Origin of the sequence: Acinetobacter psychrotolerans (assembly GCF_048552595.1) — a bacterium.
In the GTDB taxonomy this organism is placed as follows: Bacteria; Pseudomonadota; Gammaproteobacteria; order Pseudomonadales; family Moraxellaceae; genus Acinetobacter.
On record NZ_JBIMDK010000028.1, the window covers coordinates 12,581 to 28,478 of the forward strand.

The window sequence follows — 15,898 nt, forward strand, 5'->3', positions numbered from 1 at the left end:
ATGACAGCTTTGTCCGTTATAATTGTATAAACATTTTGGTGTCTGGTAATTATGTCCTTATTGATCAATTTTCTATCTCGCTTTAGTACTGCAACTCTTCAGCGCAGTCTGAGCTATGCTAAACACATTGATAGGGAAACAATTGAGTTCTTTGAGGAAAATGATGATGTCACGATGTATGCTCAAATTGAAGGGACAGATTATTACGATACCGCGATTACCTATAATCTTAAAAAAGACCGTTTAATCGATGATGACTGCACTTGTCCAGTTGGATATAACTGTAAACATGCTGCTGCTTTAGCGCGGTTATTCTTTCAAGAATATCGTCAGGAATTTCAACAGCGTTATGCTGAATCTCAATCTCCGCAGGGAATCGCAAAACGCCGATGGGGGGATGATCAGGCGCAGCGCTGGTTGAATGATTTTAAACGGTATTTACAACAGACTGAACCAGAGCAATCTGTCAAAACAAACAATTATTTAATTTACCTGCTAGATCAGTCGATCAGCTTAAAGAAATTGACAGTTGATGTTCAGAAGGCCAGACGCAATAAGAACGGCTCAATTGCCGGTGAAAGTGATTATACCCAATATGAAAATATCACCAGAAAGCATCTGACTTTACCTGAACAAAAACGACAATTATTTAACCAGATTTATTATTACGCCAAAATAAACAGCGACGAACGCTTTTATCAAAGCAATCTTGATATCTCCAGCATTTTATTGGAGCATTTCAAATCTTTTATTCAAAGTGGCGATGTGTATTGGAAAAAAAAGAGCCATGCTGCACTTCAATGGTCAGAACAAGGCTATCACATCGAACTGATCTGGCAACAAGGTGTAAACAAACAGACAGAGCATTTAAACATTGAATTGGTCAATGGTGATATTCGACTCGATTTAAAATCAAATCCTCATATTCAGATTCTCGCGAGCCATCCACCATGTTATGTGGATATTCAACAGAACACGGTGGGCCAGTTATATGGTGAATATACGGCAAATCTTCTGTACCATTTTTTACAGATGCCTGATCTTCCAGCTAAGCTCTTGCCAGAGTTTGAGAAACTGACTCATCAATATTCAGAGGTGGAAAAATTGCCTCAGCCCGAGTCTATTCAGCATATTGATGTCCTTGAGGGAAGTCCCCAGCCAATTTTACGCTTCGGTGTTTTAAATAAATTTGATTGGAAATGGGAAGAGTCTGTTTGTGCTGAAATTGAATTCTCCTATGCAGGTGGGCGAATTAAAGCAGGTACATCAGGTGACAGTTTTATTGGTGAACAGCATGGCAAAATGGTGCGACAGCTTCGGGACTTAGTTCAGGAACAACAGTCAATCCAGTGTTTACAGCTATTGGTCGAATCACTGAAGTGGGTGAAAGATCTTAGTTATGACCAGCAATTAAAACTGGATAAACAACGTATTGATTCTATGGTTTTTGCTTTCTATGGAGACTGGATCAAACAGCTGATGCCCATCAATCAAATTGAGTTGATGGGCTGGCAGATAGAGCATCTGGAAAACAGCCCCTTTAACCTGCAATATGTTGAAAATTTAAATATTTCCATCACTGAATCTGAAGGCCAGCAGGACTGGTTCAATATCGGGGCGACGGTTCAAGACAGTGCAGGCAATTCTTATAATTTGCTTGATGCGCTCGTAGCTTTGGTGCGAGTAAATCCTGATTTACTTGATCCGCGGACTTTTATTCATCTGCATGACAGTCAAATTTTCACCGTAAAAACTGCAGTTGATCAACCTGATTTGGCTCTATCTGCTAGGGATATTAAGCCGATATTGTTGCATCTGCAGAGCATTTTACAGCAAGAAGAGCGCAGTATTGATCGCTATGATGCGAGTCAATTATTAGAATTGCAGCATAATCTTGAGATGACATGGCAGGTCAGTGATCGCCTGCAACAATTTGCACAGAAATTCAAACAAGGCTATCAGCAACAACTGCCGACACCAAAAGGTTTTCAGGGGGAATTGCGTCCATACCAGCAGCAGGGCTTAGGCTGGTTACAGTTTTTAAGGGAAACCCAGCATGGCGGGATTCTTGCAGATGATATGGGCCTGGGCAAAACAGCACAAACTTTAGCGCATTTGCTCATGGAAAAGCAGGCTGGACATTTGCAGGACAGCCCCGCCTTAATTGTTGCACCTACATCGCTGATGCATAACTGGCTCAAAGAAGCGCAGAAATTTACCCCCGATCTCAAGGTACTGCTGCTACAAGGGCCGGACCGCCATCAGTATTTTGAACAGATTCCGCAATATGACATTGTTTTAACCACCTATCCGCTCCTGGCGAGAGATGAAGAACAACTGAAGCAATATGAATATCATCAACTCATTTTGGATGAAGCACAGAATATCAAAAATCCGCGTGCCAAAGCTGCACAGGTAGTACGGCAATTAAAAGCGCGACATCGTCTGTGTCTAACCGGTACCCCGATGGAAAATCATTTGGGTGAGCTGTGGGCACTATTTTATTTTCTGATGCCAGGATTTTTATATTCACAAGAAATCTTTAATAAAAAATACCGCTATCCGATTGAAAAACGCGGTGATCAGGAGTTAAGGCAAAAGCTGGTGAACCGGATTAAGCCCTTCATTTTACGTCGCTTGAAAACTGACGTCGCCAAAGAATTGCCTGAAAAAACCACGATTGAAGTCAATATTGACATGAATGAACAGCAATCCAAGCTATACGAGGCTGTTCGCGCCACGATGCAGGAAAACATTCAGAAAATTGTGGCAGAAAAAGGCTTTAAACGTAGTCAAATTCAAATTTTAGATGCCTTGTTGAAACTACGTCAGGTGTGCTGCCATCCTAGTTTGCTGAAACTGGATTCGGTTAAAACCGGGCAGGCACATTCTGCCAAACTTGAACAGTTGATGGATATGGTCGTCCCGATGGTGGAAGAGGGACGAAAAGTTCTCATCTTTTCTCAGTTTACTTCAATGTTGGAATTGATTGAGCAGCGACTCAATCACTCGGAAATTGGCTATGTCAAACTGACTGGAAAGACCAAAAAACGAGATGAAGTCATTACTACATTTCAGTCTGGACAAGTGTCTGTGTTTTTAATCAGCCTTAAAGCTGGAGGCGTAGGCTTGAATTTGACAGCAGCGGATACGGTCATTCACTATGATCCATGGTGGAACCCTGCTGCTGAAGATCAGGCTTCAGATCGTGCATGGAGGATTGGACAGGACAAGCCGGTATTTGTGTACAAGCTGATTACCAATCAAAGTATAGAAGAAAAAATTATTGCCTTGCAGCAAAATAAAGCAGAACTGGCACAGTCTATTCTAAGCGCCGATCATGAGGGCGAAGCGAAACTTACGGAAAATGACGTGATGAACTTGTTTGAGAAATTTTAGTTTGGTTTCAGATTACCCTAATCATCTGTAAGTATCTGAAAGTCTGGATGCAATTTTTTCCAATGTTCTCTTAATTTTTCTTTATGAACAGAAATCATAGGTAAGTCTAGTAATAGCACTGGCCATACTGACCGTGCTTTGTCCATGATCGCGTGAAGTTGTTTTTCAATAACACGCCATGGAACACCGACTTTTTCAGCCCATTGTTCAAAGTGTTTCATCTCAGCTAAATACCAATCTTTATTTTTGGCAAGATTTAATGCGAAATGACGCTCATTTTCAATATATACACTGGTCATTAATATATCGTATGCGGGAGATAATCTGGGTGCACTTTTATCATGATAAATCATACTCCAGTTTTTTAAGTGCGCATCTCCATTGGCGAGCAAAATATTGACGAGTAAGCGGCTGGCAAATTGCTGAATATCAAGAATTTTGTTATCTGAAAATTGATAAATGATCTTTCCTATCTGCTCATAATTTGTGGTGCTGTATTTCTGATGTGGATATGCGCCGAAGATCTGAGCAAAGTCTTCGATGTGAATAAGCTCTATAGTATCAGCAGTACTCTGTCTATCAAATCTTTTGATTGCGAAAGCATATTGCTCTTGGGGTAAATTTAATGGTGGCAGGTCTTGTAAGAGTGCCATATCCACCAAGCGAATCTCAGGGACATCTATGCCGACTGTTTTGGCAAGGCTCATCATAGAATATTCATTTAGTGGAACAAAACCATGTCTGGAAGAAGGAGTTTTGATAATCCAATCCCCGAGTAGACTGGATTCTATTGCCTGTGCTAATGTAAAACGCCCATCTTTGGCTTTCATGGAAAACTTCATTTGGACGCCAGCCAAGGAAAACTTATTATCTGTTCGAATCTCTTGCTTTAAAATCTGATCTGGATTCGAGATCTGCAGTTTGAATTTTATTTCATCTGGAATTTCTTCTGGATCTAATGGGGTCGCAATGAGTGCTCCAGGTAAGTCATGACCTAAAGCTGCCAATAACTGAAATTCATTGTCTATATGTACTTTAAGGCTTTGTGCAATGAGTTCGCGTAATGCGCCTTCTGGTAGCAAGTTTGATAGCAAGGGGTGTAAGCGCTGATGTGTAACATAAGTCTTTTCTAAAATCTTATCTGCTTGAGGATACAAGGGGGAAGTCAGCAAGCTCAAGGTCTGGCGTTGCTGATCAAATCGGAAAGAATCCGTAAAAACCAGAATATTTTTTCCGCTCTGAAATCCTGCCAAGTATCCAACGACAGCGTGATGTAATGTTAATTTCAGGACGGCAACAGTATTCATGGTTCCTCTCCTCCGAGAAGACCCTTCCATGGGTTAGTCATTAAGTCATCCTGATCTTCAATAGTGACTTTAATTTCATCATTCAATAATTGTCTAATCAAATGAACCTTATCATCAGGGATGAGCATCAGTTGAGCATTTAATCCTGCCGCGATAATTTCTAAGGTCTCTAATCGAGGGTTGCCCTGACTTTCCAGCTTTTGGTATTGCTGTCTTGAAATGCCTGTACGGGATTGCATATCAACTTGCTTTAAGCCCAATTGGGTTCGTCTTTTTTTGATTTGCTGAAGTAAAGACTTATTCATTGTAGATACATTTATTGCTTTTAGGTCATGTAAGAAACATATTAGTTTCTTTTATTGTGAAAAGCAATTTATGATTTTGTTTAATGTAGATAGTCTGACCATTGAAAATAAGGGGAATTATACTATTTTAATAGTTATATAATAGCGAAAACTGACTATATTTTACTATTAAAATAGAATTATGGGGGTGTTAAACACACAATGGAAATCATAAATAGATCAGTGATTTAATCAGTTTTAAGAAGTTCCTGTTGGTGTAATACAGCCATAGGTTTATGTACGGTATCAGGTGACATGTAATCCAACCCATTAAGCGGAATAGATAGTGGGCGCCCAATACATGCTAGATGTAAGCAAAATTTAAATGCAGCAAGAGCATGACCATCTTTTACTGAGTAGAGTTGTAGACGAGGAAACTCCTCTTGAGTTGGTGGATGTTTATCTGTTGATGCTTTTGCTAATTTGAAAAGTTGAGGCTGTTGTTTAGCATCTAACTTTGTTTGCAAATCTTGTCCAAGTAAGTGCCAAAATTTGGCAGGAAATAAAGCCTTAACTTGGGAGTAAAAATGTTCGAGTTGATCGATATCCTTCCAGCGATAATGGATACCTGTGTGTGATGCGGTCACTCGATTCAAAAATATATTCAGGACGCATGCAATTTGTATTGGATTTTTACGAGCTATTTTCTGTAGATGTTCAAAAAAATAAGTCACCGCATGAAGCTCTTCAGCGCTATCAAGCATTGCTGGTTTTAAGTGGGTTGAGCTATCAATACCAAATAAACGGGGATTCCCTTTTTTTGATTTAATGTTTGCTAAATTTAGAGCATTTTCATACCAATAATTGACGAGTTCTTCTGGTAAGCACATACGTTGAGCTGCACTTTTAGGATCGTGAGTAGTCTCCAATATATTGAGCGTTTCATAGAAGCGTTGAAGTGAAATTTTAGAATCTTCTGTTCCAACAAAGAAAGCAAAAAAATCATGGGATTGATCTATTTGTAACGACAGTTCATCTAAAATGTCAGTAGCATTACTTTGAAGCCATTTTGTTTGATCGTTTAATAATATAGTTGCTAGAACGGCCTGGTTTTTTTCAAAATTAAAGTCTTTTTCATCATTTGTTATTTGCAAATTTTTAAACGTTGCATTGTGGCCCATAATTTTTTTAGCCAATTCATTAGGCATATCTGGATGATGTTTTAGTAGTTTTTGACCAGCTATGAGATAACTTAAATGAATATAGCTTTTGAATGTTTCAACTGGCTCTATATGTCCTAAGAGATGTGCAATAACAAACCAATGGTTTTGTCCATGTTGATTTTGAAGTAGCTCGGCTCGAATTTTTTGATATTCGTTTTCGCTATAGTCAGTTAGCTTTTGCACAAGTGGTGCATATTCAGAGTTCAGTAAAAGCGATAAATGATTCGCTGTAGTGTGACGAAAAGAGTGAAAGGAGTAATGATGCCCTTTAAAGACCTGATTTAATATCAGTTTTAGGGGTGCGGTGACAGTGTGTTTATTCAGTTTTTTATTTTCATTCAAGTTGCTGAATAAATATAAAATTTTCTTATTTTCTAAGCGTTTTTCAACAACAAAATCGCTAAAGAATTGGTACTCATCATCTTTTAGCAAAGCGTATGCAGGCACAATCCGTTCCGCACTATCCGTTTTGAGCAGATGTTGATTCCCTTGTTTTTTTGAACCATAAGGTTGAACCCAGATAGAAAATTGATTTAAACCCTCGATATCTTTTACACGTAACCCGAGTATTTCGTTAATACGCATACCAGTACGGTAAGCCAAAATATAAATGATTTTTAATAATTTATAGTGATGGTCTGAGATGGATTGGTTATGTAAGAGCTGATTTAACTTCTTTAATATGACCTGGAAGGCTGTGTGACCTATGATGCGTGCCCGTGGTCGACTTTGCGATGCAATAAATTCAAGTTCGAAATCTTCTGCTTGAAAAACAATTTGTTGGAAGGTGTGAAAACGTTTCAACATGCGGATCGTTTGGTCTTTAGACTTCTTAAATGCGGGTTGATTGGCTTCGTCAGCAAGGCGTGTATTGCTGATGATTTGTTGATAAATTTTGTTCAGTAGATCATTAATGTCATCGTCGACATCGAAGTATTGTAAGGCATGAGTTAAAAACGGTTCTGCGATCCGGGTATAGTATGTATAGATTGAACTATCTGCGAGTTTTTGATTGCCTTGAAATGACTTAGTGTACTGAGTTGTATCAAAATCAAAGGTGGCTGATAATTTTTTTATTTGCTCTGAACCTGGTCGATAGAGACTGATGAGCCATAAGATAATGCGCTTAGAAAACTCATTAAACTGCTCTTGGTGACGCAGGCAAAAATCAATAATGAGTTCAGCAATGGGTTGCTCTGTTGATGATGTGCGAATAATTTTCAGCAAGTTTTTATGAATAAATATGATATTTTCTACTGCTTCAGACGTATTGAGATCTGGTAGGGCTTTGGCGGTAGAAGAGACATTTTGTTCGATTTCATCACTTAATTGAGTTTTGAGTTTTGGGAAAGCAAAGTTTTCAAACTCATGTTCAGATAAACCACACGTGAGCGTGTTTTCTAACAAACATTGTGAGAGGGCAGGATCAATATCTGCATTGTGCAGTTGTATCCAATTAAAGTTGGCGTAGTCACATAGAAATTTGAAAGTCTTTTGGGTGTATGGATGTTTTATTTTTTGAAAAATGAGGTGTAGATAAGCATCCACGTCTAGACTGATGTCACGAATTTGCCTTGTGTTGAAGTGAATGAGCCAAAGTCGTGTGAGTTGATCTGGAACAAAATTACGCGATTTTCGAATTGTTTTCTCATCGACAAATAGATCGCCATAGCTTGGAGAAAATGGCTCTAAAAAGATGATATTTAAATCGCAAATTTTTTGGATTTTTACGGGATTCTTTAAATGTTCAAGTAATGCATTTAATGTTGCTGTTTGACTTAGTCCACCGTATAACATTGAGCAAAGCAGAATATTCCCAATAATTTCATCATCAGAAAAAGCGGAACTATCTTGAGCAAGAATCCAATAATCCCAAAGTTTTTCTATAATGATGTCAATTTCATGACCGGCCTGGATCCAATCTGGGGTGAAAATTGGTTCATCGCGTTTCATCTCAAAGGTGAGGTACGGTAATGGGAAGTCTAGGTTATTGTTCTTATTGAGATATTTGATATATGTTCGGAAGAATTCATGTGCATATTTTTTCCAAGCCAAATTTGGTGCTTTACGTTTAATAAACTCATAAATCGCGGGATAAGCTTGAATTAAGTCTTCAGTTGAAAATTTTTGTTCATCAAAGTATTGTCGGAGCTCTTGTTCTGCATCAGCTCGTAGGGTCTTTTCTAATTCATTACGTTGAAGTTGACGTCTATCTTCAGCATAGCGTTTTTTTTGGATTTTTTTATTGAATGATGACATGTACTTCAATCCCGCTAATTTTAAATTGATCTTTCATTTGCTCTAAAACATCTGCAATTTTAGAAAATTGAGAGAGCGATAAACTGGAAAATGGATGTGCTGCTTCTTGTTGCATGAGTTCATGTCCAAAGAGAGCTAAAATCTCAGGTTCGGTAATTTTATGAGTTAAAAAAGCACGTGCTGTGTGGCGGTGCCAGTTTGCATGATCAAGGCATAATTCAGGATGAAAATTTTTGACTATAGAAGGGCTTAGTGATATCCACTCGTTATTTTTGATAATGCCAAGTAAGGGCAATTGACTTGTTTTGATTTGTTGTAAGAGATCAGCTAAGTGTGAGTGGCTCATTATGATTTGAATCGAAAAATATTCTAAAAAATTAAGGAATTTTTTTATCTCTTCAACTAAAAATGGGCAAAGTGGAATGAGGCGTCCGAATCCATTGCGGCCGCCTACTTCTTTGTCAGAAACCATCAAAATTTGGCGTTTTAAATTAAAGTTTTTAAGAAATCCAGGGAATTCAGCAACGGGGCGTGCTGCTGTAAAAAGAAGGAGGATATGCCACATCCATATGTTGTAGTGGTTGTATATAGCAATCAGATCGTCTTCAGCTTGTGAAAAAATATTAAACTTCAATACAGCAAAAATCTCTGTAATGACCTGTGGTTTTGGAGCTTTACGACTACCAAAATGAGTTATTGAATCAGGGAGCGAAGGTACACAACTTTCATATGTGCTTGCTACATCTGCACAAAGTGATTTTAGAATATCAATATATTGTGCATGTAATCGTGGAATATTCTGATGACAATAAGAAACAGATGATGACTGATTGGCATCAATCCCTGTGATTAAATCTGCGAGTTGTTTATTCCCTGTTTTTGCAAGAACCGTATGATGCAGTAGAGAACTCACCTTTACGACAGACAGTTTTGGAATCAATAATTCTTGTCTTAATTTGCGTAAATATTGCTGTATATCATCGAAACTAACCGAATCCATTTTGCGCAGATCCTCAATGAATAGATTCGGGATTGGAATGTCTAAATAGATCGTCTGATTGAGCAAGTTGTCTGAATACTCAAAATTGCGGTTCTCAAATACATTAAAGTGACTGTTTAAGAAGACCTGATCATTTTTATAGATCAATTTTTGGCGGTTATTTAACTTTTTAGCTCGCTTGCTTTGTATATATAGCCACTCATTCACACTATTACCGGTCAAAAATGCGAGCATTAGGATCAAAGCACTTTTATTTTGATGTTCAGAGTAGTCCACATGAAGTCTTTTCAGGAGATGGTTCACGCTAGATGGATTCGGAAAAAAACTACTCGACGTGAGTAAATGTTCTTTGCGTTGAATATGTTTTGCAACAAGCGGTAGAATATAATTTTGACTTGTTTCTGAATGTGCTGCGAGTGGTGTGACGTCAGTTGGATTGACAACAATTTGCCGATGAAGCGGCTCATCAATTAACGTTTCTATACTCAGTGCCTTAGGCGAGGCCCCTTTTTTTATTTCGATACTTTCTTCAATGAATTGTTCTTCATCAAGAAACTGATATTGAAGCTGTGTATCGATACTGGCACGTGCAATCTTCGCTTTGTTTTTTAAAACATAGTTAAAAGTAATGCGAATATCATTGAGTAGATTGCGATCAAACTCAGGCAATTCATCCGTATCTAATGTGATCAGATGTTGAATAAATTGCTCTAAGCTCTGTGTTGGATCTTGAAGATAGGTACTCCAGAGACGTTGATACTCTTGTGTATTTTGATATTTTTTTTCAGTATCTAAATTTTTATTTGCAGTCCTAAAGCGCTGGAATAAGCGCTTTACGGTATTGAAGTGTTCTGTGTGTGCTTGTTTAAAAAGCTCTGGTTTAAGCTCAGGAAGAGCAATTAAATAAATTGCCGCTTTTAAAACTAGAATATTCCAATTTTTTGCATGCGTGTGTGATGCAGGTAATTGCGCAATTGAATTGATGTATGACGTAATGGATAAATCACTAATCTTAACTTTTTTCGTGAAAGAGATTACCGGAGGTGTCGGCAGCTGCGAATCAAACTTTATATCGATATCAAAGTAATCGAGATTGAGACCAACCAGAAAATTGTCAGTCTGTTGAGAAGACAATAGTTTAATTACAAAGTTGATGTGTTGTGCACGTTCAAATCGCTCATCACCAAATAATTTTTCAATTGTTTTTTGGAGCGAAATGATAGGTAAATTAATATGTTCATTTAGATCATTCAACATTATGATCTCCAAATTTTTTCTGTACTTATACAACTATCAGAGTGATCAACGAGTTCTTTTACACATCTGCTGTTGAGTGATAATTCATTAAAAATATGTGTACGCTGTTGTTTGATATTTTTAGTACGCTGATTCAGTTGATTTCGAGAACATGAAAGTAGTTGTGCTAGCAGTTCCAGACTCATTTGATGATGTGGCTTTAAAGATGATTCTTTGTTAAGGGTCAATAGTGTTTGACGTGAAAGATGTGTGTTAATTAAATGCAATGTTTTTCGTGGATTTAACGAACGAATATCAAATTTTGTAGATTTGATGAATTGAATAAATTCACGACTGCATAACTCCATCAGAAATGCTAACTCATCCTCTGAAAAAGATTGTTGATGATGAATAATTAAAGTGACTTCATTAATATCTTGCTTTAAATAGCTAAGATATAAGTTAATATTATTGAAAATGGAGTAGTTATCAAATTCTGAAGTTTTCCACACATGGAGTTCTTTTATGCGATTAGAAATATCTAAATCTGCAGTGAGATTTTTAAACATATTTAAGTAGCATAAGTTGAAACCATACGCTTGTGGATGAATGGTGATTCTCCTTTTTTTGAAATTTTTTAGAGTACTTATCTGTGTTGCTGGAAACTTCAAAAGTAGTTCAGATGTCAGATCCATGTGTGCTATTGAATAAAAATAATACAGCAATACTTACGTATATTTAGAGTTTTTGAATATGGCAGGAGGTATCATTTTTTCCTTGTTTTTAAAGTTTATTTATTATTGAAAGTTTCAAATTTTCCTCCTCGATTAGATACTCACTATTAGTTAGCTATATTTGTGAGTTGGCAAAAAATATCATGTTTCTATTATGATGTTCACATAGCAGATTACAATGAATACAGTAGGGATGAGTATAGTTGATTATTACAATAACAATGCTCAAATTTGATCTTTTTTAATGGTAATTAAAACCAAACAGGAGTCAATTTTTGATAAGTATGTAGACAAATTTAACATGATTGATATCGGGAGCCGTATATGGAAATTAAACAATAGAAACAGGTAGAAGTCGTTACAGATGTTGTATGTGATATATGCAACCAATCAACGAAACTGGAGTTTGGCACTTTATCGGCGCATTGGGGCTATGGTTCCAAGCATGACGGGGAAAGATATGAATTGCAGTTATGTGAGAAATGTTTCTTTTATGCCTTAGCGACATTAAGAAAAGAGCGAGCAGATGAGTTTATGTTTGATGAAAACTTTGACCCTTCAACCCTAGATGGGTTTGGGTTGAAGTGAACCTATCATCGCGACAGGTTCTAAGAATCCAGAAAATACTGACTCAGATCCAAGCCAGCAGCTTCATTTTTAATGGCGAGTAAGGGATTCAGGAAAAATATTGTTCTTTGCTTCAAGGTCACTGAGCTCTGAAAATGCCTGAATACCGCCTGCGGCTTTAATTCCATCTAAAGCGACAGATAGAGCTTCCTGATCTGACGGGAATGTTTCATCCCATACCGTAGAAGTACCATTTTGGTTTACCACTTCCAGTGTCCAGTCACTATCAGGTAATCGATAAATTAGAACTTCAATTTGTTCATTATCCTCTTGTAAAATTTGAGACAAGGGAGAATCGATTAAATCATTTTCATCATAATCCAGAGTACTGTCATGATCAGACATCAGCGGCAGCCTTTATTGTATTTAACATCCGTCCATAGTAATGAGTGAATTTAATTTTGCCTAGCGGAATAAATGTTATGGGTACAAAGGTCGGCTAATTCTAAAAAATAATAGCCCCGACAATAAAACAAAATAATCCAAAAATTACCCAAATCCAGACATTCGATTTGGGTTGCTCAGTATGTGATCTATAGAACGATTGCTGTTCCTGAGTAGGATTTTTTTGGTTGCCAACTCTCTTCTTATAGGGCTGGTGCTTGGAATAGGATAGGCCTGTGCCTGGAATACCAACGCTGGTTCGGGCGCCTTTTTTACCAATATTTAAAGAAGCACCAGGCTTGCCAATGCTTGCACTGCTGATGCCTTTATGCGTCAGATTGATTTTTAATCCAGGTAATATTTTAATACTCTTGCGAAATCTGAAGCCCATATTTTTTCCATTTACAAGAACCAGTTTGGTTTCTATCTCAGTTGTCGGGATACAGTGAAATAAAAGTTTGATTCATTCATAGGACTGATCATTTGACTTAGCTAGTGAAATATCAGTATGTTCTTTAACATAAGATATTGGCTTTTAGACAATGAATCAAACATCAAATTATTACAATCAACATGCTCAAGCATTTTTTGAAAATACCTATCAGGTTGAGATGGAAAGTCTTTACACACCATTTCTAAGATATTTGCCGGAACAGGCATTGATCCTGGATTTGGGCTGTGGCTCGGGGCGGGACACTTTGGCATTTAAGAAAAAAGGCTATCAAGTTGAGGCAATTGATTATTCTATCGAGCTGGTTGAAAAGGCGAGAGAGCTGACAGGCATCGAGGTACGTCAGCAAAGTTTTTATGAGCTGAATGAAGTAGCTAAGTATGATGGGATTTGGGCCTGTGCTTCTCTTTTACACTGTGAAAGAGATCGCCTGACTGAAGTGTTGGGGCGCTTATTTAAAGCATTAAAGCCAAATGGTGTGTGTTACATGTCTTTTAAATATGGCGATTCAGACCGTGAGAAAGAAGGGCGCAGCTTTACTGACTTGAATGAGCAGCAAGCTTACGACTTACTCAAACAAATAGATCAGGCTTTACTGTTACAGCAATGGATTACTGTAGATAAACGTCCAGACAGTACAGAAGAGTGGTTAAATATCCTGATTAGAAAAATGCAGGCTTAGACGTGTTGTTTAGTACAGCTGAAATACCAACACATCATGAACAGCTAAAATTCTTAAAGCACATTCAGCAGATTTTACAGTCAGGGACGTTTACTTCGACCTATAAGTTTGCCTTGCTGATAAGCATCACACGTCTAGCGATTGAACAGGGTCAAGATACTGGTGCTGCGTTGCATTTGGAATATCAGGATATCGCTGAAAAATTTATTGACCTGTACTGGAAACAGTCACTACCGTTTCAGTTTAACCAATATGAACCTTTTTTCCTTAAACAAGCCACTGGACAGCAAGCAAAAATCATCAGTGAAATCCAAAAGGCACAGCAACAATTCAAGACCTTGGCCGCACTGAGAACAGATGTACTTTACTGGAACAGGCTAAAGCGAACAGTGGCAACAACGGTAAAGCAAATGCCGGTAGTATATTTGCAGAATCTGAATGGTCAAACGGTAGAATTTCTCTATTGCCTTGAAGACTCCAAACATTCCCTCAAGCTTTTACCCAAAGTGATGTATTGTTTGAGGCAGTTTAGTGAAATTGTTGAAGAGCTTTGCCAGAAGCGCTGGATTGATTATGTCCGGTTGAATAAGCATAACCTGATAGTATTAGATGGATTACCTGACCTGAATGAATTCATGTTTGCACCAAGTCGCAATCAACTAGGGCGGGTCGCGGACTACTTAATAGATTTACAGCAATGCCAGTGTTTTTACTGTGGAAAAAGTCTCAAAAATTCAAAATATGCTGTGGATCATTTTATTCCATGGTCATTATATCCTGCTGATACCGGACATAATTTTGTCCTGGCGGATGAAAAGTGCAACTCACAAAAAAGTAATTATTTGGCGTCAGAACAATTTCTGCAACAGTGGCAGGAGCGGAACTATCTACATGATCAATCTATTGTTCGGGAAATTTCTCAATTAGGTTTTTTAACCGATCTGCAACGTTCGCATCGGGTTGCCGACTGGGCGTATAAGCAGGCAATAGAGAATGAATATTTAGTTTGGTTGGGTGGTAAAGATAAACAGATATACCACAGTAATTTATAAGGCCTAACTTAAATAAAAAGTCTTCGACAAACCCGGTACGGTTCAATTTTAAGAAAGCAGAATCCTGATAGGATAAGGGTTCTGTGAAATTTGTAGTGTACAAAGTAATATTGTATATTAATTAACTAAACTAGGATGATTTCGTGTCCGCGCTAAATAAATTTAGCCATATAGGCATAAATAATTGATATGGCTAAACATTTAAATTGAGGTAAAGTTATAAATGAATACAACAGTAAAAGTAATCTCGGTTGACGGTGATGTTTGGCGCTTTTCCAAAACAAATAAAAAATTAATTCTAAAAAAAGGGGCAAAACTTCAGGCAAAGGATGTATTGCATCTTTCTGAAGAAAGCAATGTCGTATTGCAGCTTTCAAATGGTCGTGTAGTCGAAATACACGGCAAAGATTTAATCAATAACGATGGTAATTTCAGTCTTAATTCCTTACTGGTCGAGTCAAATTCAGATATCGACAAAATTCTAAATTTTGCAAAATCATTTCAGCAAATGAATGAATCTGAACAACAAAATGATGTTGTTCGCTTAGACGACGGTCGCGTATTCAAAAAAGAGGGTAAGGACTACGTTGAAATTGCAGGGGAGTCTTTCGAGGGCGATCCTGATGTTACCCAAGGTGGGCATCGTTTTGTTCAACTGACACGGGCAGGTGAAACATCTGTCGCTGACGGTATCAAACCATTAATGTTGAACCGGGTGGTAGATAATATTCCGCCTTTAGGAATTCAATACCCAATATTATCTTCAGTTATTAAGCCATTTGAACATGGTTTGGGTGGTGGTAGCTGGACACCTTTGTCTCCATTTGCACCTACACCAAACACACCACCTGTTGCAAGCGATGACACGTACAACACCGCATTCAACACGCCAGTTGCGTTGGATCCATTGGCAAATGATACCGATGCAGATGGCAATCCATTGACCATCACAGCGATCAATGGCGTGACCTTGACCCCGGGCACCGCACAACAAATCAACACCCCGAACGGTATCGTGAACATTGATGCCCAAGGCACCATTACCTTTACCCCGAACACGGGCTTTACCGGTCAAGAAACCTTTAGCTACACCATTAGTGATGGACAAGGCGGCAGCTCAACAGCGACTGGAACCATCAACGTTTCATCAGCACCAAACACATCACCTGTTGCACTGGATGACAGTTACAACACGGCATTCAACACCCCAGTTGCGTTGGATCCATTGGCAAATGATACCGATGCAGATGGCAATCCATT

12 protein-coding genes are annotated in these 15,898 nt (G+C 38.0%); 5 read left to right on the forward strand and 7 right to left on the reverse strand.

Features of this window, described 5'->3' with window-relative positions:
- The first annotated feature begins 51 nt into the window (after positions 1 to 51).
- Positions 52 to 3,399, forward strand: coding sequence for a DEAD/DEAH box helicase (locus ACG94X_RS16245; protein WP_419384727.1), 3,348 nt, complete (start codon positions 52 to 54; stop codon positions 3,397 to 3,399).
- Positions 3,400 to 3,416: 17 nt separating this feature from the next.
- Here the strand turns inward: ACG94X_RS16245 and ACG94X_RS16250 are convergent, their stop codons facing one another.
- The 5 genes from ACG94X_RS16250 to ACG94X_RS16270 form a co-directional block, all read right to left on the reverse strand.
- Positions 3,417 to 4,706: a type II toxin-antitoxin system HipA family toxin gene (locus tag ACG94X_RS16250; RefSeq protein WP_004647812.1), complete on the reverse strand. Its 1,290-nt coding sequence runs from the start codon at positions 4,704 to 4,706 to the stop codon at positions 3,417 to 3,419.
- Positions 4,703 to 5,011 carry a helix-turn-helix transcriptional regulator gene (locus ACG94X_RS16255; RefSeq protein ID WP_004282130.1) on the reverse strand — a complete coding sequence of 103 codons (309 nt, stop codon included), beginning with the start codon at positions 5,009 to 5,011 and terminating at the stop codon, positions 4,703 to 4,705. Before ACG94X_RS16255 ends, ACG94X_RS16250 begins: the two co-directional genes overlap by 4 nt.
- Before the next feature lie 227 nt (positions 5,012 to 5,238).
- Positions 5,239 to 8,472: a site-specific integrase gene (locus tag ACG94X_RS16260; RefSeq protein WP_419384728.1), complete on the reverse strand. Its 3,234-nt coding sequence runs from the start codon at positions 8,470 to 8,472 to the stop codon at positions 5,239 to 5,241.
- The gene (locus tag ACG94X_RS16265) at positions 8,456 to 10,729 is read right to left on the reverse strand and encodes a hypothetical protein (RefSeq protein WP_419384729.1); all 2,274 of its coding nucleotides are present in this window, start codon (positions 10,727 to 10,729) and stop codon (positions 8,456 to 8,458) included. Before ACG94X_RS16265 ends, ACG94X_RS16260 begins: the two co-directional genes overlap by 17 nt.
- Positions 10,729 to 11,403, reverse strand: a complete 675-nt coding sequence (locus ACG94X_RS16270) for a hypothetical protein (protein ID WP_419384730.1) — start codon at positions 11,401 to 11,403, stop codon at positions 10,729 to 10,731. Before ACG94X_RS16270 ends, ACG94X_RS16265 begins: the two co-directional genes overlap by 1 nt.
- Positions 11,404 to 11,820: 417 nt before the next feature.
- On the opposite strand from ACG94X_RS16270, the gene ACG94X_RS16275 reads away from it, so the two are divergent.
- On the forward strand, positions 11,821 to 12,030 hold the full coding sequence (locus ACG94X_RS16275) for a hypothetical protein (protein ID WP_306179411.1): 210 nt from the start codon (positions 11,821 to 11,823) through the stop codon (positions 12,028 to 12,030).
- A gap of 69 nt (positions 12,031 to 12,099) precedes the next feature.
- Here the strand turns inward: ACG94X_RS16275 and ACG94X_RS16280 are convergent, their stop codons facing one another.
- Both ACG94X_RS16280 and ACG94X_RS16285 read right to left on the reverse strand, forming a co-directional pair.
- Entirely contained in the window at positions 12,100 to 12,414 is a 315-nt protein-coding gene (locus ACG94X_RS16280) for a hypothetical protein (protein ID WP_005401667.1), read from the reverse strand.
- A 100-nt stretch (positions 12,415 to 12,514) separates the two neighbouring features.
- Positions 12,515 to 12,844, reverse strand: a complete 330-nt coding sequence (locus ACG94X_RS16285; RefSeq protein WP_017725328.1) for a DUF4236 domain-containing protein — start codon at positions 12,842 to 12,844, stop codon at positions 12,515 to 12,517.
- A 151-nt stretch (positions 12,845 to 12,995) separates the two neighbouring features.
- On the opposite strand from ACG94X_RS16285, the gene ACG94X_RS16290 reads away from it, so the two are divergent.
- From ACG94X_RS16290 to ACG94X_RS16300, 3 genes are all read left to right on the forward strand, one after another.
- Complete coding sequence (locus ACG94X_RS16290; RefSeq protein ID WP_005401669.1) at positions 12,996 to 13,586, forward strand: class I SAM-dependent methyltransferase; 591 nt, start codon at positions 12,996 to 12,998, stop codon at positions 13,584 to 13,586.
- Between the two features lie 2 nt (positions 13,587 to 13,588).
- The gene (locus ACG94X_RS16295) at positions 13,589 to 14,638 is read left to right on the forward strand and encodes an HNH endonuclease (RefSeq protein ID WP_419331873.1); all 1,050 of its coding nucleotides are present in this window, start codon (positions 13,589 to 13,591) and stop codon (positions 14,636 to 14,638) included.
- A 223-nt stretch (positions 14,639 to 14,861) separates the two neighbouring features.
- On the forward strand, positions 14,862 to 15,898 hold a 1,037-nt coding region (locus ACG94X_RS16300), incomplete at its 3' end, for an Ig-like domain-containing protein (RefSeq protein WP_419384731.1).

Coding starts and splice junctions, on each gene's coding strand:
- ACG94X_RS16290 (WP_005401669.1), top strand. CDS start 12,996: ATGAATCAAACATCAAATTATTACAATCAACATGCTCAAGCATTTTTT.
- ACG94X_RS16260 (WP_419384728.1), bottom strand. CDS start 8,472: ATGTCATCATTCAATAAAAAAATCCAAAAAAAACGCTATGCTGAAGAT.
- ACG94X_RS16265 (WP_419384729.1), bottom strand. CDS start 10,729: ATGTTGAATGATCTAAATGAACATATTAATTTACCTATCATTTCGCTC.
- ACG94X_RS16255 (WP_004282130.1), bottom strand. CDS start 5,011: ATGAATAAGTCTTTACTTCAGCAAATCAAAAAAAGACGAACCCAATTG.
- ACG94X_RS16250 (WP_004647812.1), bottom strand. CDS start 4,706: ATGAATACTGTTGCCGTCCTGAAATTAACATTACATCACGCTGTCGTT.
- ACG94X_RS16245 (WP_419384727.1), top strand. CDS start 52: ATGTCCTTATTGATCAATTTTCTATCTCGCTTTAGTACTGCAACTCTT.
- ACG94X_RS16270 (WP_419384730.1), bottom strand. CDS start 11,403: ATGGATCTGACATCTGAACTACTTTTGAAGTTTCCAGCAACACAGATA.
- ACG94X_RS16285 (WP_017725328.1), bottom strand. CDS start 12,844: ATGGGCTTCAGATTTCGCAAGAGTATTAAAATATTACCTGGATTAAAA.
- ACG94X_RS16280 (WP_005401667.1), bottom strand. CDS start 12,414: ATGTCTGATCATGACAGTACTCTGGATTATGATGAAAATGATTTAATC.